This window comes from Mycobacterium sp. VKM Ac-1816D (assembly GCF_000416385.1).
Taxonomy (GTDB): Bacteria; Actinomycetota; Actinomycetes; order Mycobacteriales; family Mycobacteriaceae; genus Mycobacterium; species Mycobacterium neoaurum_A.
Map to the genome: position 1 here is coordinate 150,080 of NZ_AOHQ01000142.1, position 25,429 is coordinate 175,508.

25 protein-coding genes are annotated in these 25,429 nt (G+C 66.8%); 7 read left to right on the plus strand and 18 right to left on the minus strand.

What is annotated here, in order from left to right; all coding sequences use genetic code 11:
• Position 1: 1 nt before the first annotated feature.
• The 3 genes from G154_RS21700 to fadD5 form a co-directional block, all read right to left on the minus strand.
• Positions 2-871 carry an ABC transporter permease gene (locus tag G154_RS21700; RefSeq protein WP_019514186.1) on the minus strand — a complete coding sequence of 290 codons (870 nt, stop codon included), beginning with the start codon at positions 869-871 and terminating at the stop codon, positions 2-4.
• Positions 872-878: 7 nt separating this feature from the next.
• Positions 879-1,673 (minus strand): ABC transporter permease, encoded by a 795-nt coding sequence (locus G154_RS21705; protein ID WP_019514185.1) that lies wholly within the window; start codon positions 1,671-1,673, stop codon positions 879-881.
• A 281-nt stretch (positions 1,674-1,954) separates the two neighbouring features.
• A complete protein-coding gene (gene fadD5, locus G154_RS21710; protein ID WP_019514183.1) occupies positions 1,955-3,532 on the minus strand; it encodes a fatty-acid--CoA ligase FadD5 in 1,578 nt (525 codons plus the stop codon).
• A gap of 214 nt (positions 3,533-3,746) precedes the next feature.
• Between fadD5 and G154_RS21715 the strand changes: the two genes are divergently transcribed.
• Positions 3,747-4,427 (plus strand): GntR family transcriptional regulator, encoded by a 681-nt coding sequence (locus G154_RS21715; RefSeq protein ID WP_023985069.1) that lies wholly within the window; start codon positions 3,747-3,749, stop codon positions 4,425-4,427.
• A 28-nt stretch (positions 4,428-4,455) separates the two neighbouring features.
• Here the strand turns inward: G154_RS21715 and G154_RS21720 are convergent, their stop codons facing one another.
• A complete protein-coding gene (locus G154_RS21720) occupies positions 4,456-4,893 on the minus strand; it encodes an SRPBCC family protein (protein ID WP_019514181.1) in 438 nt (145 codons plus the stop codon).
• A 62-nt stretch (positions 4,894-4,955) separates the two neighbouring features.
• Positions 4,956-5,465, minus strand: coding sequence for a thioesterase family protein (locus tag G154_RS21725; protein WP_019514180.1), 510 nt, complete (start codon positions 5,463-5,465; stop codon positions 4,956-4,958).
• Positions 5,466-5,490: 25 nt separating this feature from the next.
• Between G154_RS21725 and G154_RS21730 the strand changes: the two genes are divergently transcribed.
• A complete protein-coding gene (locus G154_RS21730; protein WP_019514179.1) occupies positions 5,491-6,585 on the plus strand; it encodes an alcohol dehydrogenase catalytic domain-containing protein in 1,095 nt (364 codons plus the stop codon).
• Between the two features lie 2 nt (positions 6,586-6,587).
• Here G154_RS21730 and G154_RS21735 read toward each other — a convergent pair whose 3' ends face one another.
• The 7 genes from G154_RS21735 to G154_RS21765 all read right to left on the minus strand — a co-directional run bounded on the left by G154_RS21735 (position 6,588) and on the right by G154_RS21765 (position 14,901).
• On the minus strand, positions 6,588-8,105 hold the full coding sequence (locus G154_RS21735; RefSeq protein ID WP_019514178.1) for a phospholipase D-like domain-containing protein: 1,518 nt from the start codon (positions 8,103-8,105) through the stop codon (positions 6,588-6,590).
• 87 nt (positions 8,106-8,192) lie between these two features.
• Positions 8,193-9,188, minus strand: coding sequence for a tripartite tricarboxylate transporter substrate binding protein (locus G154_RS21740; RefSeq protein ID WP_019514177.1), 996 nt, complete (start codon positions 9,186-9,188; stop codon positions 8,193-8,195).
• A 102-nt stretch (positions 9,189-9,290) separates the two neighbouring features.
• Positions 9,291-11,003 (minus strand): acyl-CoA dehydrogenase, encoded by a 1,713-nt coding sequence (locus G154_RS21745; protein ID WP_019514176.1) that lies wholly within the window; start codon positions 11,001-11,003, stop codon positions 9,291-9,293.
• 20 nt (positions 11,004-11,023) lie between these two features.
• Positions 11,024-12,262, minus strand: a complete 1,239-nt coding sequence (locus G154_RS21750; RefSeq protein WP_019514175.1) for a fatty acid desaturase — start codon at positions 12,260-12,262, stop codon at positions 11,024-11,026.
• 10 nt (positions 12,263-12,272) lie between these two features.
• Positions 12,273-13,418: a ferredoxin reductase gene (locus tag G154_RS21755; RefSeq protein ID WP_023985071.1), complete on the minus strand. Its 1,146-nt coding sequence runs from the start codon at positions 13,416-13,418 to the stop codon at positions 12,273-12,275.
• A 53-nt stretch (positions 13,419-13,471) separates the two neighbouring features.
• Positions 13,472-14,248 carry an SDR family oxidoreductase gene (locus G154_RS21760; protein ID WP_019514173.1) on the minus strand — a complete coding sequence of 259 codons (777 nt, stop codon included), beginning with the start codon at positions 14,246-14,248 and terminating at the stop codon, positions 13,472-13,474.
• A 14-nt stretch (positions 14,249-14,262) separates the two neighbouring features.
• The gene (locus tag G154_RS21765; protein WP_019514172.1) at positions 14,263-14,901 is read right to left on the minus strand and encodes a TetR/AcrR family transcriptional regulator; all 639 of its coding nucleotides are present in this window, start codon (positions 14,899-14,901) and stop codon (positions 14,263-14,265) included.
• Between the two features lie 148 nt (positions 14,902-15,049).
• On the opposite strand from G154_RS21765, the gene G154_RS26575 reads away from it, so the two are divergent.
• On the plus strand, positions 15,050-15,160 hold the full coding sequence (locus tag G154_RS26575) for a hypothetical protein (protein ID WP_019514171.1): 111 nt from the start codon (positions 15,050-15,052) through the stop codon (positions 15,158-15,160).
• 58 nt (positions 15,161-15,218) lie between these two features.
• On the opposite strand, the gene G154_RS21770 is transcribed toward G154_RS26575, so the two are convergent.
• The 5 genes from G154_RS21770 to G154_RS21790 form a co-directional block, all read right to left on the minus strand.
• The gene (locus tag G154_RS21770) at positions 15,219-16,007 is read right to left on the minus strand and encodes an ABC transporter ATP-binding protein (protein ID WP_023985072.1); all 789 of its coding nucleotides are present in this window, start codon (positions 16,005-16,007) and stop codon (positions 15,219-15,221) included.
• Positions 15,988-17,031 (minus strand): ABC transporter substrate-binding protein, encoded by a 1,044-nt coding sequence (locus G154_RS21775; RefSeq protein WP_019514169.1) that lies wholly within the window; start codon positions 17,029-17,031, stop codon positions 15,988-15,990. The genes G154_RS21770 and G154_RS21775 overlap by 20 nt, the downstream gene beginning before the upstream one ends.
• Complete coding sequence (locus G154_RS21780; RefSeq protein WP_019514168.1) at positions 17,032-17,895, minus strand: ABC transporter permease; 864 nt, start codon at positions 17,893-17,895, stop codon at positions 17,032-17,034. It abuts the gene before it with no gap.
• 144 nt (positions 17,896-18,039) lie between these two features.
• Entirely contained in the window at positions 18,040-18,411 is a 372-nt protein-coding gene (locus G154_RS21785; protein ID WP_019514167.1) for a hypothetical protein, read from the minus strand.
• An 89-nt stretch (positions 18,412-18,500) separates the two neighbouring features.
• Entirely contained in the window at positions 18,501-18,923 is a 423-nt protein-coding gene (locus G154_RS21790; protein ID WP_019514166.1) for a hypothetical protein, read from the minus strand.
• 294 nt (positions 18,924-19,217) lie between these two features.
• Here G154_RS21790 and G154_RS21795 point away from each other — a divergent pair, with 294 nt between their 5' ends.
• The 3 genes from G154_RS21795 to pntB all read left to right on the plus strand — a co-directional run bounded on the left by G154_RS21795 (position 19,218) and on the right by pntB (position 23,376).
• Complete coding sequence (locus G154_RS21795; RefSeq protein ID WP_023985073.1) at positions 19,218-20,240, plus strand: magnesium transporter CorA family protein; 1,023 nt, start codon at positions 19,218-19,220, stop codon at positions 20,238-20,240.
• A gap of 132 nt (positions 20,241-20,372) precedes the next feature.
• Complete coding sequence (locus G154_RS21800) at positions 20,373-21,908, plus strand: Re/Si-specific NAD(P)(+) transhydrogenase subunit alpha (protein WP_019514163.1); 1,536 nt, start codon at positions 20,373-20,375, stop codon at positions 21,906-21,908.
• Positions 21,909-21,954: 46 nt separating this feature from the next.
• Positions 21,955-23,376 carry a Re/Si-specific NAD(P)(+) transhydrogenase subunit beta gene (pntB, locus tag G154_RS21805; protein ID WP_019514162.1) on the plus strand — a complete coding sequence of 474 codons (1,422 nt, stop codon included), beginning with the start codon at positions 21,955-21,957 and terminating at the stop codon, positions 23,374-23,376.
• Between the two features lie 89 nt (positions 23,377-23,465).
• Here the strand turns inward: pntB and G154_RS21810 are convergent, their stop codons facing one another.
• Positions 23,466-24,050 (minus strand): TetR/AcrR family transcriptional regulator, encoded by a 585-nt coding sequence (locus G154_RS21810; RefSeq protein ID WP_019514161.1) that lies wholly within the window; start codon positions 24,048-24,050, stop codon positions 23,466-23,468.
• A gap of 86 nt (positions 24,051-24,136) precedes the next feature.
• Here G154_RS21810 and G154_RS21815 point away from each other — a divergent pair, with 86 nt between their 5' ends.
• Positions 24,137-25,276, plus strand: a complete 1,140-nt coding sequence (locus G154_RS21815; protein WP_019514160.1) for an acyl-CoA dehydrogenase family protein — start codon at positions 24,137-24,139, stop codon at positions 25,274-25,276.
• The last annotated feature ends 153 nt before the right edge of the window (positions 25,277-25,429 follow it).

Below are 25,429 nucleotides of genomic sequence, written 5' to 3' on the forward strand. Positions count from 1 at the left end.
GCTACACCGTCAGGTTGAAGTTCGGGTCGGTGCCGTAGAGCGCCAACGAGGCGAGCAGGACGACCAGCACGATCGCGATCAGTGAGGTGCGCATCGAGCGACCGACCGCCTCGCCGACACCCACCGCGCCGCCACTGGCGAAGAACCCGAAGTAGCAGTGGTTCAACATGATGATGATCGACATGATGATCACCTCGAGGAACGACCACATGACGTCATCCACCCGCAGGAACGTGTGGAAGTAGTGCTCGTAGGTGCCGACCGACTGCGAGTAGAACACCGTGGTGACCAACTGGGCGGACAGGAACGACAGCAGGATGGCCATCGCGTAGAGCGGGACGATGACGATGGCCCCGGCCATCAGCCGGGTGGACACCAGATACGAGATGGACTTGATGCCCATCACCTCCAGCGCGTCGATCTCCTCGCTGATGCGCATGGCGCCGAGCTCGGCGGTGGCTCCCGCGCCGACGGTGGCGGCCATCGCCTGGCCGGTGACCACCGGGGCGACGACGCGGATGTTGGCCAGCGCGGCGAAGAAGCCGGTGAAGGCCTCGACGCCGATATTTCCCAGTGACGCGAAACCCTGGATGGCGATCAGCGAGCCTGCCGAGAGGGTGACGAATCCGATGATCGCGACGGTGCCGCCGATGACGGCCATGGCACCGGTGCCCATGCCGATCTCGGCGACCAGCCGCAGCGACTCGCGGCGGTAGTGCTTGAACGCATGCGGCAGATGCCCGACCGCCTGCACCACGAACCAGGCGACGTGGCCGATGCTGTCCAGGAATCGGCCGGGCGCTCCGGCGTATCCGCGGGTGCGGTCGAACGCCCGGGGGAACCGGGACCGTAGAACTGCGGCTGTACTCATGCGCGGCCTAGCCTCCCGTCCCGAACCGGACACCGATGGTCGTCAGCACGACGTTCACCGCGAACAACGCGACGACGCACAGCACCAGCGTCTCGTTGACCGCGGTGCCCACGCCCTTGGAACCGCCCGCCACGGTGAGCCCGCGGTAGCAACCCACCAGCCCGGCGATCAGACCGAACAGGGTGGCCTTGATGACCGAGATCATGACCTCGGGGAAGCCGGTGAGCAGCGTCAGCGTCGCGACATAGGCGCCGGCGTTGACGTTCTGGATGTAGACACCGAAGAAGTACCCACCGACCAGGCCGATGGTGATCACCGCGCCGTTGAGCAGGAAGGCCACGAACGTGGCGGCAACCACGCGGGGGGCCACCAGTCGCTCGATGGGGTCGATCCCCAGCACCTCCATGGCGTCGATCTCTTCGCGGACGGTGCGCGCTCCCAGGTCGGCGCAGATGGCGGTGGACCCGGCGCCGGCGACCACGAGCACCGTCACCAGCGGACCCAGCTGGGTGACGGCGCCGAGGGCGGCGCCGGCACCGGAGACGTCGGCCGCGCCGAACTCGGCGAGCAGGATGTTCAACGTGAAGATGATGAGCACGGTGAGCGGGATGGAGACCGCCAGCGTGGGCAGGAAGGCGACCCGGATCAGAAACCAGCTCTGAAGGATGAATTCCTTCCACTGGAAGGGCCTCGTGAGGAGCGCTTTGCCGGTCAGGACGCACAACTTGAAGAAGCCGCCGACCATGGTCAGCGGTTTGTCCAACTGGTCCTTGACGTAGTCGACCAAGCCGTTGCCCGCCATCACAGCGCGACCACCGAGGCGAGTTCCAAGTGCGGCGGAACTAGCTGCACGCCCCCTCCTCTACTCTCGCGGAGCCCCGTCTCCATGACCTGTGACATCGCCCTACCTACCGGTCGGTAGTAACTCGGACCACAGGACTGTACCCGATCGGTGACCAGGCAGGTGACGCATCGGCTCTATTCATATCGCAACTGTTAGCAAATTCGATCTCGGCGGCGAGACACCGGGTTCTGTGGTAAACCCGTTGCCTCGGCACGCCTTTCGCCCGCGTCAATCTTCGCTCAGCTGCCGAACATGGTTCGTAGTTCGGTCTTGAGCACTTTGCCCGACGGATTGCGGGGCAACGCCTCGACGATCTCCAGAGCCTTGGGGTGCTTGTATCGAGCCAACCTCTCCGTGAGGAAATCGTCGAGTTCGGCAAGCGTCAGCGCGCTCGGAGTCGGCTCGCCGGACAGCGCCGCGAGAGCGATGACGGCGACCGGAACCTCGCCCCACTTCTCGTGTGGCCTGCCGATCACCGCGACCTCGGCAATGGCGGGGTGAGCAGCCAAGACATTCTCGACCTCGGCGCAGTAGATGTTCTCCCCGCCGGAGATGATCATGTCCTTCTTACGGTCGACCACCCAGATGTAACCCTCGTCGTCCTGGCGCACAAGGTCCCCCGAGTGGAACCAGCCCCCGGCAAACGCTTCGGCGGTGGCCTTCGGGTTGTTCCAGTAACCGGCCATCAGGGTGGGCGCCCGGTAGACGATCTCGCCGACCTCGCCGATCGGCACGTCGTTCATATCCTCGTCGACGATGCGCGCCGACACGGTCGGGATGACCTTGCCCACCGAGCCGAGCTTGCGAATTGCGTCCTCGCCCAACAACATACACGTCACCGGCGACATCTCTGTCTGGCCGAAGGCGGCCAGGATGTTGGCCCCGGGGAAGGTCTGCGCCATATCCTTCAGCAACGTATCGGAGGCCGGCGCCGCGCCCCACGACAACACCCGCAGCTTGAGGCTTCTCGGCTGCGCGCGTTGGGCGGCGCAGACCGCCTGCCACTGCGCGGGGACCAGGAAGATACCGGTGACCTCTTCGGCCTCCAGCACATCGAGGAGCGCACCCGGATCGAACGCGCCGAGCGGATAGACCACCGTCGGCCTACCCAGCAGCAGGCCCGGGATCATGTTCCCGATACCGGCGATGTGGAACAGCGGCACACCGATGAAGCCGACATCGTGGTTGAGGTCGGCACCGTTGGTGAACAGGTGGGTCAGTGACTGCCCGCTGATGTTGGTGTGGGTCAGCACCGCACCCTTGGGTCGTCCGGTGGTGCCGGAGGTGTACATGATCAGCGCGGGCGAATCGTTCGGGACATCCACCGGCTCGGGCGGCGGGTTCTGCTCGGCGAGCAGATCGTCGTATCCGAGGACACCGTCCTCGGTGCCCGCCCCGGCGACGATCACCGTGCTCAGGGTCGAGTCGAGGTCCCGCACCGCGGTGGCCACCGGCGCGAGCACCGATTCGGTGACCACCACCCGCGCTGCGCAATCGCTGACCAGAAAGGCGATCTCGGGTGGGGTCATCCGGAAGTTCACCGGCACCGCGATCGCTCCGAGCCGGTTGGCCGCGAGGAAGGACTCGATGAACTCGGGTCGGTTGAGCATCAGGATGAGCACGCGGTCGCCGGCGGTGATACCGCGCTCGTGCAATGCGGCGGCCAGCGCATCGACCCGCCGGTCCAGGTCGGCCCAGGTGGTGGTCTGACCGAGGAAACGCAGCGCCGTCTTGTCCGGCTGCATCAGCGCATGCCGGGAGAGCTGATTGGACCAGTTCTGCTGCCTGGCCAGGTAGGGCTGTTCGGTACTGGACATCACGGACTGAGTTGCGGGCTGAGTTGCGGACTGGACTGTTACTGCAGAGGCTCTTTCGGTCGGCGGCCGCGCAACACGCTTGCGCAATGTTGATATTTGATCAAACATTATGTCGTCGAGGTCACACTATGACGCCGACCCGCTTCTGGACAAGCTTTTCACCACCACGATGAACCGGCGCCCGAAACGGTCGGAAAGGACCCAGCGCACCCGCATGAACGCACCCGCCAAACTGGGTCCCGCCCGCCGCCGCGAACAGCTCTCCGACGAGGTGGCCGGTTATCTGCGGGTCGCGATCATGTCGGGAACGCTGCGGCCCGGCACCTTCGTGCGGCTCGACGAGACCGCCGCCCAGCTCGGTGTCAGCATCACCCCGGTGCGCGAGGCACTACGGACCCTGCGCGGCGAGGGCATGGTCCAGCTGGAACCGCACCGGGGGCACATGGTGTCACCGTTCACCCGCGATGACATCGCCGACATCTTCTGGCTGCAGGGCGCCATCGCCGCGGAGTTGGCCGCGACGGCGGCCCGGCGGGCCACCGATGCCGATATCGACGAGCTGGAGCGGCTCACCGAGGACTTGGACGCGGCCGTCCGCGGCGGAGAGGTGGAACCGATCGCCCGCGCGGAGTTCCACTTCCATCGCGCGTTCAACCGGACGACCAATCGGATGAAGCTGGCCTGGTTCCTGCTGCACGCCGCGCGCTACCTGCCACCGCACATCTACGCCTCCGACCCGACGTGGGGGCAGGACGCGGTGGTCAACCACCGACAATTGACCGCGGCCATGCGTCGCCGCGAGGTCGACGAGGTGGTGCGGCTGACCCGCAGCCAATTCGACGACGGGGCGCGGCGGCTGACCAGCCTGCTCGACAGCCTCGGGCTGTGGACCTGACCCGTGTCTTTCGGGGCCGGAATGAGCGTCAGGCCAGCTGCTCTGCGCGCTTCTTCAGGTTGTTCGCCAGGTGCTCCAGCGCATCGTTGACGACCTTCTTGATCATCATCGCCGGCACGCCGGGCATATCGACCTCGACGTCCATATCGACGGTCAACAGGCTGGTCGGGCCCATGTCGACGACGGCGAAGAGCTGCTCCTGCTTGGAGAACAGATTGCCCTGCTGCATCACGGTCTGGATCTGTCCGTCGGCGGGGTAGTAGACAGCCTGGATGTAGCTGCCCTCCATGCCCTGGATCTTGGTGTCCAGCCGCAGCTGGCTCGGCCGGCCATCGTCATAGCGGGCCAGGATCCACGCGCCGGTGACCTCTTCGTTCCACTGCGGGTAGGCCTCGAAGTCGGCCACGATCGCCATGATGGTGGCGGCGGGTGCGGCGACCTCGACGGTCTTGCTGACGATCGGCATCGGGCGAGCATAGCGAGTCGGCCAATGGCTCAGCCGTATCAGCCGGCGTATCGGCCGCCCTGTCAGTCGGGCGTCGCGTCATGAACAGCCGACTGCAGCAGGGCGCGTACGGCTTCCGGGATGGGTACCGGACGGCGGGTCTGACGGTCGACGTAGACGTGCACCCAGGAGCCGACCGCGGCGGGCCGCGTATTCAGCCCGGCGGCGGGCCGCGTATTCAGCCCGGCGGCAGGCCGCGCATTCAGCCCGGCGGCGGGCCGCGCATCCCCTGCTGCCCACAGTCCGGTGCGATAGGTGACGCTGCTGGTGCCCAACCGGGTCACCGCCAGACCGACCACCAGGTCGGCGGGGAACTGCAGTTCGGCGTAGTAGCGACAACTTGATTCGGCGACCACCGCCAGCCACGGGGCGGCCATCGCATCGACACCCGCGCGGCGTCCGATCCAGGCGTTGATGGCGGTGTCGAAGAGTTGGTAATAGACGGCGTTGTTGAGGTGTCCGAACATGTCGTTGTCGGTCCACCTGGTCTGCACCGGCCAGTGAACTCCGAAGTCCGCGCTCGTGTACTCCATGCGGCAAGCATGTCAGGCTGGCACCATGCACATTCGCGGCGCAGTCCTGGAGTCCATCGGCGCGGCCCGACCGTATTCCGCATCCCGCCCGATCGCCGTGACCGAGCTCGAACTCGCCGATCCTGGCGACGGCGAGCTGCTTGTGCGCATCGAGGCCGCGGGCCTGTGCCACTCCGACCTGTCGGTGGTCGACGGCAACCGAGTCCGTCCGATCCCCATGCTGCTCGGCCACGAGGCCGCCGGCATCGTCGAAAAGGTCTGCGGTACATCGGATCTGGCGCCGGGTCAACGTGTGGTGATGACCTTTCTTCCGCGCTGTGGGCAGTGCCGGGCATGCGCGACCGACGGTCTGGCCCCGTGTATCCCCGGTAGCGCGGCCAACGGCGCGGGCACACTGCTCAGCGGCGCGGTCCGGCTGGCCCGCCCGAATACCGAGCAGGTGCTGCACCATCTCGGTGTATCCGGATTCGCCACCCACGCGGTGGTGGACCGGCGGTCGGTGGTCCCGGTGGACGATGATGTGCCCGCCGTGGTCGCATCATTGCTGGGCTGCGCGGTGCTCACCGGCGGCGGGGCGGTCCTCAACGCCGGGGAGCCCAAGCCGGGCCAGACCGTCGCGATCGTCGGCATGGGTGGGGTCGGGATGGCGGCCATGCTGACCGCGCTGGCCCATGATGATGTGCGGGTCGTCGCGGTGGACCGGCTGGCGGACAAGCTGGCGCTGGCCCGCGAGCTGGGCGCCCATGCGGTGTCCACACCCGAGGAAGCCGATTTCACCGCCGAGGTCGTCATCGAGGCCGTCGGCCATGCGGCCGCGCTGGAGACCGCCATCGGGCTGACCGCCCCCGGCGGGCGGACCATCACCGTCGGGCTGCCCGCGCCGGACGCCCGAATTTCGTTGTCGCCGTTGAGCTTGGTGGCCCAGGGGCGGACGTTGATCGGCAGCTATCTGGGTTCGGCGGTGCCGGCCCGCGATATCCCGCGCTTTGTCGAATTGTGGCGGGCCGGACGGCTTCCGGTGGAGAAGCTGGTGTCGGCGACGCTGTCCCTCGACGAGATCAACACCGGCATGGACGCCCTCGCCGACGGCCTTGCGGTGCGTCAGATCATCGAGTTCTAGCCTCAGATCGGCAGGCCTACCCGCTTGCCGACAGAGCGCACCACCGACCACGCTCCCGGGGCGCCCTTGACCAACGGCCAGGTGACAAAGGCGATGGCCACCGAGGCGACGCTGACGGCCAACGAGGTGGGCACCCGGACGGGATCCATCAGGTCGTTCTCGGCGAACGGGCCGGCATCGGCGGACACCATGTGCGGGGTGAACTTGCGCAGCGAGCGTCCGCGCAGGGTGTCGACGGCCTTCAGGATCGACCCCCTGGCGCGGATCTCGGCGCGGACGCTGTCGAGCGGCAGCCGCAGATGCTCGGCGAGCAGGCCGTCGCGCATATCGGCGATATGCGCGCGGATGTCCGCACGGTCCGGCGAATCCTCCAGCGCCAGATCGCATTCGCTGTCGAAGCCCAGCGATCTGTTATTCAGGTTGGACGATCCGATGCGCAGGAACCGATCATCGATGACCACGACCTTGGAGTGCACATAGAGCGACTGCCCGCCGGGCACGGCAGGCCAGTAGACCCCGAGCCGGTCGTGTTCGTCGGCCTCCCACAACAATCGGAGCATCCGTTCACGCGCGCTGTCCATCGATTCGCGTTCCAGCGGGCTCTCCGAGGTGCGCGGCAGCACGACTATCACCTCGGGGCCGTTGCGCTCACGCAGGCGGTCGGCGAGGGCCTCGCAGATGCCGCGGGAGGCCAGGTACTGGTTCTCCAGGTAGATGACGTCGCGCGCCGCCGCGACGGCCGCCAGATTGAGCGCCTCCACCTCGCGGACCTCCTCGCGCTCGGGCAACGAGGGCAACGTGCGGGCGATACCCACCTCGACGTTTCGTAACGCCGGTTCGCAGTGCTTGGGCCAGACACTCGCGCCGGGCCCCAGCGGCGGCAATTCCTCCCCGGTGGCCTGTCGCCAGCGGTCGCGGGCCAATTCGCCGAGCGCCTGGGCCGCGGGTCCGTCGACGACGGCGGCGACCTCGTGCCGCGGACCGTACGATTCACCGCCGCCGCGGCGCCCAGGGTTGTCCGCGTCGTGGTCGCGGGTGTCCCACCGGCCCAGCGTCAGATCGATACCCCCGCAGAAGGCCACCGCATCGTCGATCACCACGACCTTCTGATGATGCACCGCTCCGGTGGGGTGCGCGCCGTCCACGGCCAGGTGCATTCGTTCGGAGGTGATCCGGTTGAGCCACTCGACCGGGACGATGCTGTACCAGTAGCGCTCGAATACCGACAGCAGCCTCAGGTTGGTCTTGAGCACGTACACCTTGAGGTGCGGGCGGCGCCACAGCAGCCAGAACAGGAACGGTCCGAGCTGGTTGGGGCCCGGTAGCGTGCCACGCCCCGGTTCGAACGTCGTCCGGGCATCGAAGTCCCAGCCCACCAGCAGGATCCGGTTCTCCGCACCCAGCATCGCCGATTTCACGTGGGCCAGATAGTCCGCGCCGTCGATGATCGGCGCGAAGCGCTCCGCCTCGACCGTGCGCCAGCACGTATCCCCTTCGACGAGCAGTCGCTGCTCGGCCATAGTCATCTCCTCCGCCTGCACTCACATACTGAGTCGGCTTACGGGCGGCCCTAGGCACGCGAAAGAGATGCGAAACACATCAGGGGTTTACCCAATATCGCGCAGATCGATACCGCCCGTGACCACCATCTCTGCGTAGCGGCGGGCATCGTCGGTCAGTCGGGCGAGGACCTGGTCGCCGGGTATCTCCATCGGCGTCAGGCTGTTCTGCTCGTTGAAGCGCTGATAGGCCGCACTGGCGAAGGTGGCCTTGAGACCGGCGACCAGCGGGCCGGTCACCTCGGCGGGGGTGCCCTTGGGCACGGTCATGAAGCGATACTGCGAGACGACCACGTCATAGCCCAGTTCACGGGCGGTCGGGACGTCGGGCAGGAAATCGATCCGCTCGGGGCTGAAGACGTTGAGCGCGACCAGCTTGCCCGAATCGATGTTCTCGATCGCCTCCCCCACGTGGATGACGGCGATATCGACGTCGTTGGCCAGCACGGCCGCCAGGTTCGGGGCCCCGCTGTCGAACGGCACCGCCTGGGAGAGCACCCCAGCACCCTTCATCAGCAGTGCCCCGGACAGTTGTGCTCCGGTCCCCACCCCGGTGGTGCCGTATCGCAGCGGCCGCTGGGCCGTCTGCAGATCGGTGAAGGTGCGCAGGCCCGTCTGCGGGGTGGTCACCAGCACATAGTTCTCGCTGGAAATGCCGTGCACCACGTCGACGTCGTCGATATGGCGGACCTTGTCCGGAGCCACCGCCAGCGGTGTGATGGTGTACAGCGACGCATTCTGGATGGACAGCATCGTGCCGTCGGCGGGCGCACCGGCGAGATCGGCCGCCGCGGCGGCACCGTTATCGCCCTGGCGATTGATGACGCGGAACGGCTGGTCCAGATCGGCGGCGAGTCCCTTGGCGACGGCGCGGCTGACCAGATCGCTGGACCCGCCTGCGGCATAGCCGACCAGCATGTCCACCGCACCGGTGGGCCAGATGCCCTCGGCCGCGCTCGAGGCATCGGCGGGCGCACCGTCACATGCGGTGACCACCAACGCGGCGGCCGCCGCCAGCGCGGCCAGTGAACGAGTGGCAGACATCCCCATGAGGGCCCTTCCGGAGCTTCGTCGATCGCGCGTTTTGACGGTTACGTCAGGAAGGGTACGCGCCAAGTAGCTACCGTCCGACCATTCCGGGTCGAATCAGAACCAACTGCTCTGCATATCCAGCGTCGTACGGTCCAGGCTGGCCAGCAAATCCAGTTGCGGATACACCTTGGGCAACTCGTAGCGGTAGAAGAACCGCGCGGCCTGCCGCTTGCCTTCGTAGAAATCACCATCTTTGGCAAACGCGGCCAGGTGTTGCTCCAGCCATACCCACGCGATCACGATATGGCCGAAGGCCTCCAGATAGACCGCGCTGTTTGCCATCGTCACCACGGGGTCGTCGCCGGCGAACATCGTGGCGGTCACCTCGACCAGACGCTGCCACGCCGCGGCCAGCTGCGCGGCCATCGGGTCATCACCGGCCCGGGCCACCGTGTCGGCGATGCGGTTCGCCAGCGCCGTCATGGCCGCCCCGCCGTTCTGGGCGACCTTGCGACCCAACAGGTCCAGGCTCTGGATTCCGTGGGTGCCCTCGTGGATCGGGTTGAGCCGGTTGTCCCGATAGTGCTGCTCGACGTCGTACTCGCGGGTGTAGCCGTAGCCGCCCAGCACCTGAATGGCCAGGCTGTTGGCCTCCAGGCACCACTGCGAGGGCCAGCTCTTGGCGATCGGGGTCAGGATGTCGAGCAGCTCGCGCTCACCGAGGTCGGTGAGCTTCGCGCAGTACAGGGCCAGCCCCAAGGCACCCTCGACGTAGGACTTCTGCGCGAGCAGCATCCGTTTGACATCGGCATGGGCGATGATCGGGACCTGCGGGGTGGCCGGGTCCTTCACCAAGCGTCCCTGGGGGCGTTCGCGGGCGTAGTCCAGCGACTTGAGATAGCCGGTGTAACCCAGTGCCACCGCGCCCATCCCGACCCCGAGCCGCGCCTCGTTCATCATGTGGAACATGTAGGCCAGCCCACGATGCGGTTCACCGACCAGATACCCGACCGCGCCGTCGAAGTTCAGCACGGTGTTGGTGATGCCACGTTGTCCCATCTTGTGGTTGAGCCCGGAGATCGCCACCGCATTGCGCGCACCCACCGTGCCGTCGGCGTCGACGATGTACTTGGGCACGATGAACAGCGAGATGCCCTTGGTCCCCGCGGGGCCGCCGGGGATCTTCGCCAGCACCAGGTTGACGATGTTCTCGCTCATCTCGTGTTCGGCGCCCGAGATCCACATCTTGGTGCCGTACACCCGGTAGGTGCCGTCGTCCTGCGGCTCGGCGCGCGTGGTGATATCGGCCAGCGAGGAACCTGCCTGGGTTTCCGAGAGCGCCATGGTGCCGGTGAACCGGCCCGCCAGCATCGGTTTGACGAACCTGTCGACCTGCTCGGGGGTGCCGAACTCCGCGAGCAGATTGGCGTTGGCGATGGTCAGCATCAGGTAACCAGAGGTGCTGATGTTGGCCGCCGAGATCCAGGCGAACCCGGCCTGGGCGACGGCGGTCGGCAGCTGCGCGCCACCGAGTTCGGCGTCGAAGGACATCCCGATCAGATCGGCCTTGGCGAACGCCTCCAGCGCCACCTTCACCTCCGGGATGACGGTGACGGTGGTGCCGTCGAACGTGGGCTCGTTGGCGTCGCTGAGCTTGTTGTGCGGCGCGAAGTACCGTTCGGCCAGCTGCTCACAGAGTTCCAGCACACCGTCGAACGTCTCCCGGGAGTGCTCGGCGAAACGCGGCAGTGCGGTCAACTCCTCGACCCGCAGCCATTCGTAGAGCAGAAAATCCAGGTCGCGCCGCGACAGGATGGTCGACTTCATATCGCCAGGCTAACCCCCGCTCAGGCGGCCGCGATCTCCCCCGACCTGAGTTCGCGCAATGCGGTGCGCAGCCCACGCCGCCGGCCGGTGGCCGGATCGATCCCGAAAGATTCCCGGACGCCGTCGCGGATCCGGAATTTCAGCTCGGAGTTGGTCTCCGGCGCGTCATCCGGGGTGGCCTTGAGGAATCTGTTCGGCAGTGCCAGTTTGGCGATCGTCCACCACGACTGGCTGTACTGACGCGCCAGCGAGCCCGTCGTGTAGGGCAGGTCGTACTTGTCGCACAGCGCCTGCACCTTCACCGCGATCTCGGAGTACCGGTTGCTCGGCAGATCCGGGAAGAGGTGGTGCTCGATCTGGTAGCAGAGGTTGCCACTCATGAAGGCCATCACCGGCCCGGCATGGAAGTTCGCGGATCCCAGCATCTGGCGCAGATACCACTCACCGCGTGATTCTCGCTCGAACTCCTCGCGGGTGAATTTCTCTGCGCCGTCCGGGAAATGACCGCAAAAGATCACCACGTACGCCCAGTAGTTGCGGATCAGGTTGGCGACCGCGTTCGCCCCCAGGGTGTATTTCCAGTTGGGTCCCGACAGCGCCGGGAAGATCACGTAGTCCTTGCCGACCTGCTTGGCGACCTTCTTGCCGATGATGCGCAGATCCTTGCGGATCTCCGCCATGGTCTTCTCGCCCTTGCGCCACTTCGTGGTTTCCACGCCGTGCAATGCGACGCCCCATTCGAACAACGTGCCGAGCAGGAAGTTGTAGAGCGAGTTGCCGATCATCCAGCGCTCCCACGGCTCGTCGCGAGTGAGCCGCATGATGCCGTAGCCGATATCGTCGTCGAGGCCGATGACATTGGTGTACTTGTGGTGGATGTAGTTGTGCGACTTCTTCCAGTGCACGGCCGGCGAGGTGGTGTCCCACTCCCATTCGGTCGAGTGGATCTCCGGGTCGTTCATCCAATCCCACTGGCCGTGGATGATGTTGTGCCCGAGTTCCATGTTCTCGATGATCTTGGCCGCGCCCAGCATCGCGGTGCCCGCCGCCCAGCAGATCTTGTTGCGACTGTTGAACAATGCGATGCGTCCGCCGACGGCAAGCGCGCGTTGCAGCTGAATGGACCGGCGGATGTAGCGGGCGTCGCGCTCGCCGCGGGATTCCTCCACCTCGGCTCGGATCGCGTCGAGCTCACGTTCGAGTTGGTCGACATCGTCGGATGTGAGGTGGGCGTATGCCTTGATATCGGTGATGGCCATGCGATTCCTCCTAGACGTTGATGGTGCAGTCGCCGGACGCGGCCGAGACGCAGGTCTGGATCCGGTCACCCTCGCCGTGCTCGACGCCTGACCGGAAGTCGCGCACATGCCCGGATTCCAGTGGCAGCACGCAGGTTTGGCAGATTCCCATCCGGCATCCGAAGGGCATCTGAATGCCGAGGCGCTCGCCGGCCTCCAGCAGGGATGTGGCTCCGTCGACCTCGATCGTCTTGTCCGAGATGGCGAAGGTCACCGTGCCGCCCTCACCGCCCTTGTCGGTCCGGTCGATGACGAATCGCTCCATGTGCAACTGGTTTTCGGGCAGCCCGGCCGCCGTCCAGACGCGCTCGATATCGTCCAGCATGGCCGGTGGCCCGCATGCCCAGGTGGGCCGCTCGGTCCAGTCGGGGACGATATCGGCCAGCCGGTCCAGGTCGAGGTGCCCCATCCGGTCGGTCATCTGCAGGTGCAGCCGGTAGTCGGGCCTGCCGTCCTGCATCTCGATCAGCTCGTCGTGAAAGATGACATCCTGCGGCGACGGCGCCGAGTGGATGTGCACGATATTGCTGGTCTGACCGCGCTGCGCGATGGACCTCAGCATGGCGATCACCGGGGTTATCCCGCTGCCCGCGGTGACGAGGAGCATCTTCACCGGCGGCGGATCGGGCAGGGCGAACTGCCCCTTGGGGGCCGCCAAGCGAACAATTGTTCCGGGTTTCACACCGTTGACGAGGTGGGTGGACAGGAAGCCTTCCGGGGTGGCCTTGACGGTGATCGAGATCAGCTTGCCGTCGCGTTCGGGCACCGAGGTCAGGGAGTAGGACCGCCAGTGCCACCGGCCGTCGACCCGCAGGCCGATTCCGACGTACTGACCGGGCTGATAGTCGGCGGCGAAACCCCACCCCGGTTTGATGACGACCGTGGCCGAATCCTCGGTCTCCCTGCGGACATCGACGATCGCACCGCGTAGTTCGCGGGCGGTCCACAGGGGGTTGAGCATCTTCAGGTAGTCGTCGGGTAGGAGCGGAGTGGTGGCCCTGGCCGCCAGCCCGCGGATCATGTTGATCGTGGAGCCGCCCTCCGGCGACGCCGTCGCGATATCACGCGCGGGCTTCTGGCTCCATTTCGTCAGCCCGCGAAGATCAAGTGAACACATGTACACCCAGTTACCCAGGTGCGACGCAGTTCACACATCGACTTTTCGCGCCATCAGCGGATGGTGCTGACCCCGCCGTCGACCGGGATCACCGTGCCGGTGACATAGCTGCTGGCACGGCTCGCCAGGAAGACCGCGATACCGGCCATATCGTCGGGCTGCCCGACGCGTCCCAGCGGCAGGGCCGCACCGACGGCCTCCTCACCCGCCGACAACAGCACCTTGGTCATCCGCGACGGGAAGAGCCCCGGCGCGATGGCGTTCACCAGGATCTTGGGCGCCAGTTCGCCGGCCAGGTGCTGGGTCAGCGTGTGGACCGCGGCCTTGCTGGCGGCGTACGAGAAGTTGTTGCGACCGCGTTCGGGCACGTGGAAACCGTCGACGCTGCCGGTGTTGATCACCCGGGCCGGATCGTCGTCGGTGGCGGCGGCGGTCAGCAGCGGCACCAGCGCGCGGGTCAGCAGGAAGACACCCTTGACGTTGACGTCGAAGACCCGGTCGAACCCCGACTCGGGGAATGTCTCGAAGGGCTCGCCCCAGTTGGCGCCCGCGTTGTTGAACAGCGCGTGGACCGCGTCCTCCTTCGCCGCGACGGCATCGGCGAGGGCCTGGATGCCCGCCGCCGTACCGAGGTCGGCGGAGATGCCCTCGACCTCGCCGAGGGCGGACAGTTCAGCCACCGACGCGTCGAGTTCGGCCTGTTTGCGCGCGGCCAGGTACACCTTGGCCGCACCGGCCTGCAACAGACCGCGGGCCATCATCACGCCGATACCGCGGCCACCGCCGGTGACCACGGCGACCTTGCCGTCCAGGCGGAACAGATCGGTCATTCCTGGTCCCCCCACTACTGGGCCCCGCCGAGCGGCTCGGCCGTGCGGACGGCCTCGTCCCGGATCAGTCCCCGCAACAGTGCGGTGCTGAACTCCACGGCGATCTCCTGGGCCGTCCGGCGGCCGTGCGGGCGTAGCCACCGGTAGGCGCCCAGGGTCATCCCGATATAGCCCAGTGCCAAGACGTGGGAATCGCAGTCGAAGAACTCGCCGCTGGCGATTCCGCGATCGATGACATCGCGTACGTGCTCGTACACCGTGGCCTCGGCGGTCCGGATGTAGGCGACCTGCTCCTCGGTGAACCACTCCGAGATGTACGGGCCCTCCTGGAAATAGACCGCGGCCGCCTCCAGGTCGTTGGCGATGCCGGTGAGCAACCGCCGGGTGAAGTGGTAGATGGTCTCGCGTGCGGTGGCCGTCGGGTCGTCGTGCAGGGCACCGACGGTGAAGTCGGCGGTCCGCTTGTAGATATCCCAGAGGATCAGCGATTTGCTTGCGTAGTAGTGGTACACGGTGGCCTTGTTGAGCCCGACCGCGTCGGCGACATCGTCCATCCGGGTGCCGTGGTAGCCACGGGCGGCGAAGAGCTTGGCGGCGACCGCCAGCAGTTCGTCGCGCCGTGACGAACCGTTGGATGCGGCTTCGGTGGACATGGCAACTCGCTATCTGCAGACCCGGACGACCCGGGGTTGACCAATCAACTGGTTGGCCAGTGTAGGCAATGGGGCGGTTTGACTGTCCTGGGATCGCCCAGTGGGTCTAGACTTCTGCCAAACAGGGCTTGCTGCGGCGGAGGCGACTATGGATCCTAATCCCGATTACGACATCAGTGACGAGGGCGAGTTCTTCTTCAGCTGGCTGGCCTGGGGCCTGCGCGGCGTGTACCCGCCGCCGGCGTATCCCCCGGTCTAACGAGACGTAAAAAGCACCCGCACGCTTATGGCGTGCGGGTGCTTTTTTGGCTCGACACTCAGGCCGCAGCCGCCTTCACTGCCTCGCCGACCGCATTCCTGAGCTCGAGGAACTCCGGTGACCGCCGCAGCTCGTCGGCGTCGACACCGGTGCGCGGCAGCTCCGAGGGCAGGTCCAGGGCGATCTTGCCCGGCCGGCGGGTCAGCACCACGATGCGTGAACCGAGGAACGCCGCCTCCTCGGCACTGTGCGTGACGAACACCGTGGTGCGCCCCGATTCGGCACTGACCTGACGCACATCGTCCTGCAGCCGCTCGCGGGTCAGCGCATCGAGCGCGGCGAACGGCTCGTCGAGCAGGAACAGCGGCGTCTCGGCGGCCAACGCGCGGGCGATCGCGACGCGCTGCTGTTGCCCGCCGCTGATCTCCCAGATCTTGCGGTCGGCGGTACCGTCCAGCCCCACGCGCTCGAGCAGCTGCTCGCGGCGTTCGGCGCGCCGATCGCGCGGCACCTTCGCGTACTTGAGCGCGAGGTCGACGTTTCCACCCACCGTGCGCCACGGGAACAACCGCGGCTGCTGGAATACCACCCCGGAGGTGACCCCGGGTGTCGGCGCCGTCCCGCCGACCTGCACCTCGCCCTCGCTGGGCGATTCGAACCCGGCGATGAGCCTTAGCAGAGTGCTCTTCCCACATCCGGAGGCACCGACCAGCACCAGGAAGGCCCCCGGTTCCACCTCCAGGTCCACCGGCCCCAGCGCGGTCACCTGATCGGAGCCGCGGCCGTAGCGGTGGGCCACATTGGCGATGCGTAACCCACCCGCCGGCTCAGCCGCCCGTGATGACACCGGGAAGCCCCTTCACGTAGATGGCGTCCTGGAAGGTCTTCAGGTCCGCGGCCGCCGGAATCTGCTTCTGGTCGGCCAGGAACTGCGATGCGCTCTGCAGGTTCGTGGCGATATTGCCCGGCGCCCCCTCCGAACCCAGCCACTCGGGCGAGGCGACGGCGGCGGGGGTCAGGTACACACCCTGCTTGAGCTGACCGGCCACCTCGGTGTCGGGCAGACCGATCTCGGCGGCGATCGCCTTGGCCGCCGCGGCCGGATCGTCGGAAATGGTGTCCAGCGCACGGGCCTGCTGCTTACGCCAGGTGTCGACCACTTCGGGGTGTTCTTGGGCGAACGCGTCGGCGACCACACCGAGATCGAGGGTCGGCTTACCGTCGGCGGCCAGCCTGCGGCTGGTGATCAGGTCCTTGCCGGTCTTGCGCAGCTGGTCCAGCGTCGGCAACCAGGTGTATGCGGCGTCGATGTCGCCGCGCTCCCAAGCCGCCAGGATGGCCTGTGGTTGCAGGTCGATGAGCTGAACATCGTTGGGCGACAGGCCGTTCTGCGCCAGCGCTGCCAACAGACTGTAATGCGCGGTCGAGGCGAACGGGGTGGCGATCCGCTTCCCGCGCAGATCGGGGATGCTGTTGACCCCCGCGTCGTTACGCGCGATCAGCGCCTCGTTGTCACCGGCGACATCCAACACGAAGGCCACCTTGTAGGGGATGTTCAGCGGTGCCGACAGTCCCCGTGCCACCGGGCTGGAGCCCAGCGCCCCGAAATCGAGTTCCTTGGCGATGAACGCAGTGTTGACATCGGCACCCGAATCGAACTTGATCCACTTGATGTTGAAGTCGGGCAGCGCCTCTTCCAACCATCTGTTGTTCTTGACGATCAGGTCGCCGCTGGGGAAGGTCTGGTAGCCGATGCGCAGCGTGGGCTTGGCCGGGTCGCTTCCGCCGCCGCCGGATCCGGAGTTGTCCACCGCGCAACCGGCCAGCGCGATAGCGCTGACAGCCACTGCCAGTAGGGATTTGAACTTCATCTAGATTTTTCCTCTCCAGGGGACGGCACGCCGTTCCAGCGACCGCAGCAATCCGTCGATGACCAGCCCTGAGAACCCGATGGCGAAGATTCCGACCAGCACGACTGGGGTGTTGTTGTAATTACTTGCGTCCCTGACCAATCCGCCGATACCGGGGATTCCGTTGAACAGTTCCGCGGCGACCACCGACGAATAGGCCATGCCGACCGCCAGCCGGATCCCGGTGAAGGTCTCCGGTAGCGCCGCGGGTACCACGACATCGCGGATCACCTGGGCCCGGGTCGCCCCCAGCGCACGGGCCGCCTCCTGTAACCCGACCGGCGCGGCGACGACGGCGGCGGTGGTGGCCACCGCGGCGGGCGGCAAGGCTGCCAGGGCGAGCAGGGTGATCTTGGGGGCTTCGTCGATACCCAGCCAGATGACGAGCAGGAAGAAGTAGGCCAGCGGCGGTAGCGCCCGCAGGAACGTCAGCCACGGCTCGAGCACACTGCGCAGCCAGCCCACCGATCCCATCAACAGACCGAGCAGCACGCCGATCACCACACCGATGACCACGCCGGCCAGCACCCGGCGCAGCGTCATGTAGAGGTGTTCGTACAGCAGGTAACCGGCGTAGCCGCGCACGCCGTCATGTGTGGTGGAGACGTCGACGAACGCGCGCCAGACCGTGCTCGGATAGGGCACGAACGTCTGGTTCCAGATGCCGGAACTCGCGACCACCTGCCAGACAGCGAAGAACACCAGCACCGACAGCAGTGGCAGCCCGGCCTTGGTGAGGACGGCGCGCAGTCGGTGACGGGGCGCCGCGGGACGTGGCGAGTCGACGGCCGACGGGTCGGGCACGATATCGACGAAAACGGACACTGGCGGCCCACTTTCTGTTGCTGGAAACGGACTGAACGGACGAGTTCAGCAGCAACAGCAGGGGTCGGCGGACCGCGTCGTGTTCACCCGCGTATTGCTACCCGGGTGGGGACGGTGGCAGAAGGTCTGGAATCGAGGTGAGTTTTATCCGCGCTGGGCACGCGCCAGCGCGCCGGCCAGCCACGGCGGTACATCTCGGCGTTTCCAGGCCGCAGCGGTGGAGGCCGCCACCGCCGCGGACACCGCCGCCGAGCGTTCCCGGGCACCCGCTGCGACAGCCCGCAGCCGCTCGCTCAACGGCACCGCCGGCAGCTGCGCGGGTTCGGGCAGCCACGGTTGCGTGGCCGGGGCGGTCGACACGGCGGCCAGGCCCAGCTTCTCCCGATAGCGCTCACCGCAGGACTGGCAGTGCACCTCGTAGCGCACCAGGCTGCGGTCGTTCTCGATGAATCGGTAATCGGCCACGGATACACAGAAGGGACACCGGGCCTGCCCGCGTTCGATCACCATTTCCATGCCCAACATGGTGGGACGCGCGCCGGGCCAGCCGACATGGTTCGCCCCATGTCGATACGCGTTCGCCGCCCATCCGAGACCGAAACCGCTCAGCGCAGATTGTCGACCCGCCGCGGGGTGTCACCGGTGCTCGCGTTGCCGACCTCGGCACCCTCGTCCCGCTTGCCGGTCTTGACGTCCGGATCCAGCTTGTCGATACGCTTGCTGCGCTCCTCGAGCTCCTCCTGCTGCTCGGCCACCGTCTGCTGATGCGACGACGCCCGGTCGGCCAGCCTGCGCGCCTCGGCTGCCTTGGCCTCCGCCTCGGCCGCGGCCGCCCGCGCCCGCGCGTCGGTCTCGTCGGCCAGGGCCTGCCTCTTGGCCACCTGCTCGCGCTCGGCCTCGAGTTCGGTGCGCATCTTCTCGGCAGCGACCCGACGTCGCTTCTGCCGGGCGGCCAGGGCCAACCCCACCACGATCGCGATGACCACCACCGCGGCAATGACGATCCACAACGTGTTCGTGTCAGACATCTTCGCTCCTTGCTGGGCTACGGACGCCGCGCTAATCGACGCGTGCGCTAATTCCGGGTGCCCAGCCGACTGCGCGGTGAAACTCCGCGCGTCGAGCTAGCGACGGCCGTTGCGGCCCCTGGACGTGCTGACGAGCAGCGTCACGACCACCGTCACGGCGACCAGCGCGGCGATGATGACGATCACTGTTTCGATATCGGACATATGAGTTCCTTCGTCAGGTGGTGCCCCGGATTATCTTCCGAAAGCCTGTCCATTACCTGGATGCCCAGGAATCCGGTGAATGATGGCCGAGTGACGACAGTGACCGGTCGGTTGTGGCGGGGCGGGCAGGCCCACGACGAGGAATTCACCTTCGAGTCGATCTCGGACTGCCTGGCATCCGAGGACCACCTGGTCTGGGCCGATATCTACAACCCCGACCACGATGCGCTCGCGGCGCTGGCCGCCGAACTGCACCTGGACATGTGGGCCGTCGAGGACGCCGTGGCGCCCAAGGAGCGGACCAAGGCCAGCGTGTATCGCACCCACACGTTCTTCACCGTCTACGCCGTGGACATCCTCGGCACCGGTGAAGACGAATCCATCACCTCCACGCTCGTCAAACACCGCATCTCGGCGTTCGTGCTGCCCCGCGGGCTGATCACGGTGCGCCTGCCCTCGGTCAATCACCCCGAGGTGCACTTCGACATCCGCGAAGTCTCCGAACGCTTCGACGAACTCGGTGGCCAGCAGTACGGGGTGGGCGCCCTGGTGCACGCGCTGCTCGATGTCGTCGTCGACGGGCACTTCGACGCGGTGCAATCCCTCGATGACGCCATCGAGGGATTGGAGGACGAGCTTTTCGACGAGAGCGGGCCGCGGCGCGGCTTGCAGCGCCGGACCTTCCGGCTGCGCAAGGAACTCGTCGAGCTGCGTCGCGCGGTGTTGCCGATGCGCGAAGTGGTCGGTGCGATCCAGCACCGGCGCCTCGACGGGGAATCGCCGGCGAGCGCACCGTCGCTGGACTCGCTCTACGCCGACCTGTACGACCACGTGCTGCGTGCATCGGAATGGACCGAGTCGCTGCGCGACATGGTGACCACCGTGTTCGAGACCAACCTCTCCCTGCAGGACGCCCGGCTCAACACGGTGATGAAGAAGCTGACCAGCTGGGCCGCGATCATCGCGGTACCGACTGCCATCACCGGCTTCTACGGACAGAACGTGCTCTACCCGGGCATCGAGACGGCGGCCGGGTTCATCACCAGCTCGGCGCTGATCGTGGTGCTCGTCGCCATTCTGTATGTGATGTTCCGCCGACGGGACTGGTTGTAAGCCGGCCGCTGTGAGCTGGCGCACGTCAGCGCGCCGCGTTTCGCGTGTTTGCCCACGCTGGGCGACGCCAGCCGACCGCTCACCGCATGAGGGGCATACGCGCAATTCGCGGGCAAATGCGAGACTCTTCCGATGATCATCGGCATTCCGCGCGAAACTCACGCGGGCGAGACACGGGTCGCGGCGACGCCTGCGACCGTTGGGCAAATCATCAAACTGGGTTATGACGTCGTCGTAGAGTCCGGCGCGGGCGCGGCCTCGAGCTTCTCCGACGCCGCCTATGTGGAGGCGGGCGCCGGCATCGGCACCACCCAGGAAGTGCTGTCGGCCGACGTCGTACTGAAGGTCAACGCCCCCGACGACACCGAGATCGCGACACTGAAGGACGGCGCGACGCTGGTCAGTCTGATCTCGCCGGCACTGAAGCCCGAACTCGTCGAGAAGTTGTCGGCGCGCCCCATCACGGTGCTGGCGATGGACGCGGTGCCCCGCATCTCCCGCGCGCAATCGCTGGACGTGCTGTCCTCGATGGCCAATATCGCCGGCTACCGGGCCGTCGTCGAGGCCGCGCATAGCTTCGGACGATTCTTCACCGGCCAGGTCACCGCTGCGGGCAAGGTGCCGCCTGCCAAGGTCCTGGTTGTCGGCGCCGGGGTGGCCGGTCTGGCCGCCATCGGCGCCGCGGGCAGCCTCGGCGCCATCGTGAAGGCCACCGACCCGCGGCCCGAGGTCGCCGACCAGGTGAAGTCCCTCGGCGGCGAGTACGTCTCCGTCGACCCGGCGGCCGCCGAGGTCTCGGCCACCGGTTATGCCAAGGAAATGGACGAGGATTACAAGGCCCGCGAGGCGCAGCTGTATGCCGAGCTGGCCAGCGAGGTCGACATCATCATCACCACCGCCCTGATCCCGGGTCGGCCTGCGCCGCGGATCATCACCGCCGAGATGGTCGCCTCCATGCGCCCGGGCAGCGTGATCGTGGACATGGCCGCATCCAACGGCGGCAACGTCGAGGGCACCGTGAAGGATCAGGCGATCGTCACCGACAACGGCGTGACGATCATCGGCTACACCGACCTGGCCGGCCGCCTGCCCGCCACCGCGTCGCAGCTCTACGGCACCAACCTGGTGAACCTGCTCAAGCTGGTGACGCCCGAGAAGGACGGCCGGCTCACCCTCGACTTCGAGGACGTCGTCCAGCGCTCGGTCACCGTGGTGCGTGACGGCGAGGTCACCTGGCCGCCCCCGCCGGTGCAGGTGTCCGCGGCACCGGCCGCCGCGGCTGCCGCCGCCCCGGTCGAGAAGCCCGCGCCCAAGCCACCGATGTCGGCCCAGCGCAGGCTCGGACTGACGTTCGCCGGAGCGGCGGCGTTGTTCGCGTTGATCGCCATCTCGCCGGCCGCACTGCAGGTGCACCTGGTGGTGTTCGCGCTGGCGATCGTCATCGGCTATTACGTGATCAGCGGTGTGCACCACGCGCTGCACACCCCGCTGATGTCGGTGACCAATGCGATCTCGGGAATCATCGTCGTCGGAGCGCTGCTGCAGATCGGCACCGGTGATCTGGCGATCACCGTGTTGGCCACCATCGCGATCTTGCTGGCCAGCATCAACGTCTTCGGTGGTTTCGCGGTGACGCGCCGCATGCTCGCGATGTTCTCCCGCAGCTAGGGCTGCCCTCCCACTTCTCACCAGACTCTCTGTGAACGGATTCCCCATGCTTTCTCTGGAAACCGCGGCCACCGCGGCCTATGTGGTCGCGGCGCTGCTGTTCATCCTGGCCCTCGCGGGCCTGTCGAAACACGAAACGTCCAAGGCCGGCAACACCTTCGGCATCGCGGGCATGGCGGTGGCGCTGATCGCCACGGTCGTGTTGGCCATCGGCCGCGATATCCAACCGCTGGGCCTCGGGCTGCTGGTGGGCGCCATGGCCATCGGCGCGGCGATCGGTCTGTGGCGGGCCAAGATCGTCGAGATGACCGGCATGCCCGAACTCATCGCGCTGCTGCACTCATTCGTCGGCCTGGCCGCCGTGCTGGTCGGCTGGAACGGTTACCTGCACGTGGAGGCCCATCCGGACGGCGCCGAGGCCGCGCACCTCGCCGGCCAGGGCATGCTGGGCATCCATTCGGCGGAGGTGTTCATCGGCGTGTTCATCGGTGCGGTGACGTTCACCGGGTCGATCGTGGCCAACCTCAAGCTGTCGGCCCGGATCAAATCCGCGCCATTGATGTTGCCGGGCAAGAACTTCCTGAACGTCGGCGCGCTGGTGGTGTTCATCGCACTGACGGTCTGGTTCGTCATCGAACCCCAGCTGTGGCTGCTGGTCGTGGTGACCGTGCTCGCGCTGCTGCTGGGCTGGCATCTGGTCGCCTCCATCGGCGGTGGCGATATGCCGGTCGTCGTCTCGATGCTCAACAGCTACTCCGGCTGGGCCGCCGCGGCCTCGGGCTTCCTGCTGGGCAACGATCTGTTGATCATCACCGGTGCGTTGGTCGGCTCCTCGGGTGCGTTCCTGTCCTACATCATGTGCAAGGCGATGAACCGGTCGTTCATCTCGGTCATCGCAGGCGGTTTCGGTATCGAGGCCGGCCCCGCCGAGGACAAGGATTACGGCGAACACCGCGAGATCACCGCAGAGGGCGCGGCCGAACTGCTCGCGAACGCCTCCTCGGTGATCATCACACCGGGCTACGGCATGGCTGTGGCGCAGGCCCAGTACGGGGTCGCCGACCTGACCCGCAAGCTGCGCGAGCGCGGGGTCGACGTGCGCTTCGGCATCCACCCGGTCGCGGGCCGGCTGCCCGGACACATGAACGTGCTGCTGGCCGAGGCCAAGGTGCCTTACGACATCGTGCTCGAAATGGACGAGATCAACGATGATTTCGACGGCACCTCGGTGGTGCTGGTGATCGGGGCCAATGACACCGTCAACCCGGCTGCGTCGGAGGATCCGGGATCACCGATTGCCGGTATGCCGGTGCTCACCGTGTGGAATGCCGACAACGTCATCGTGTTCAAGCGCTCCATGGCCTCCGGTTACGCGGGCGTGCAGAATCCGCTGTTCTTCCGGGAGAACACCCAGATGCTCTTCGGCGATGCCAAGGATCGCGTCGACGCGATCAACGCCGCGCTGTAACAGTCGGCCCGGTGCACAGTTCACCGAAATCCACGACATGGTCGCCATCACCCTCCGGGGATGGCGACCATGTCGCTTCTGCACCCGGGTCAGGCCCGTAGGCCGTCGGTGAGGAGTGTCGCCAACTCCGTGTAGGCCTCGGCATCGCTGAGCCCGGTGGCCGCACCCACCTCGCGCTGCTGGATGCGCACCATCATGGTGGCGATGAGATCTCCGGCGAAGGCGGCGTTGACCGAGCGGAACGCTCCCGCGGCCACTCCCTCCTCGATGAGCCGGCGCACCCGCTCCGCGGCGGCGGCGGTGTTGGCTTCGTAGACCTCACGCGCCGGAGCGAACGCGTTCATATCCGTCATGAATGCCTCGGACGCCACGGCCAGTTCGGCTCCGACCGCAGTCAGATACGCCGCTACGCGATCGCGCGGGGTGTCCGTCCGCGCCAGGCTGCTCTCCACCGCGATCGTCGCCCGCTTGAAGAAGTGCACGGTGACCCGGCGCACCAACTCATCCTTGCTCGACGCCAAGGCGTAGAGCGTGGTCTTGGAGCACCGCAACCGGGCGGCGATCTCGTCGAGCGTCAGGTGGCCGAATCCCTCTGCGAGCATCAACTCCAGCAGTTCGTCGAAAAGCCGGATCTGTCTGCGGGTGGCGAAACCACTATCGACCAGCTCGGACATCCTGCGATAGTACTTCAGGAGGTCTTCCAGTACTCTTTTGACGATACTGCGAACCGCACCACAGTACTGTTTCGAGAGGTGACCCCGTGCCCGTCGACCGCCTGCTCCCCTCTGAGGATGCCGCCGAACTGATCGCCCTGACCCGTGACATCGCGGACAAGGTGCTCGACCCGATCGTCGACGAGCACGAGCGCACCGAGACCTACCCCGACGGGGTCTTCCCCCAACTCGGGGCCGCCGGGCTGCTCAGCCTGCCTCAGCCCGAGCAATGGGGCGGCGGCGGTCAGCCCTACGAGGTGTACCTCCAGGTGCTCGAGGAGATCGCGGCCCGCTGGGCCACGGTGGCGGTGGCCGTCAGCGTGCACAGCCTGTCCACCCATGCCCTGCTGTCCTTCGGCACCGAGGAGCAGAAGGGCCGCTGGTTGCCCGGCATGCTGTCGGGCAACCAGATCGGCGCCTACAGCCTGTCCGAACCGCAGGCCGGCTCCGATGCGGCCGCGCTTCGCTGCGCCGCGACCAGGGACGGTGATCACTACGTGCTCAACGGATCCAAGGCGTGGATCACCCACGGCGGCAAGGCCGACTTCTACACGCTGTTCGCCAGGACCGGCGACGGATCGAAGGGCATCTCCTGCTTCCTGGTGCCCGGCGATCTGGAGGGCCTGAGCTTCGGTAAGCCCGAGGAGAAGATGGGCCTCCACGCCGTGCCGACCACCGCGGCGTTCTACGACAACGCCCGACTCGATGCCGACCGGTTGATCGGCGCCGAGGGACAGGGCCTCTCGATCGCCTTCTCCGCGCTCGACGCCGGCCGACTTGGCATCGCAGCGGTCGCCGTCGGCATCGCCCAGGCCGCACTCGATGAGGCCACCCGGTACGCCAACGAGCGAACCACGTTCGGCCGCAAGATCATCGACCATCAGGGACTCGGATTCGTACTCGCCGATATGGCCGCCGCGGTGGTGAGCGCGCGAGCCACCTATCTGGACGCCGCGCGGCGACGCGATCTCGGCCTGCCGTACTCGACCCAGGCATCGGTGGCCAAACTGATCGCGACCGACGCCGCCATGAAGGTGACCACCGATGCCGTGCAGGTACTCGGCGGCGTCGGCTACACCCGCGACTTCCGGCCGGAACGCTACATGCGAGAAGCCAAGATCACCCAGATCTTCGAGGGCACCAACCAGATCCAGCGTCTGGTGATCGCCCGCGGGCTGACGGCCTAGCGGTCGATCGCACGGCCGCGACCCGCAGCGAAGCCGCTTCTCTGTTCAGTTGTCAAGGTGCGCTGTGGCTTTGGGTTATGCGGCCGCGGGTAGGTCGGTCATGGTGCGTCGGGTGTGGGATCGCAGGTGTGCCGGCTCGGGTGCTTCTGGTGT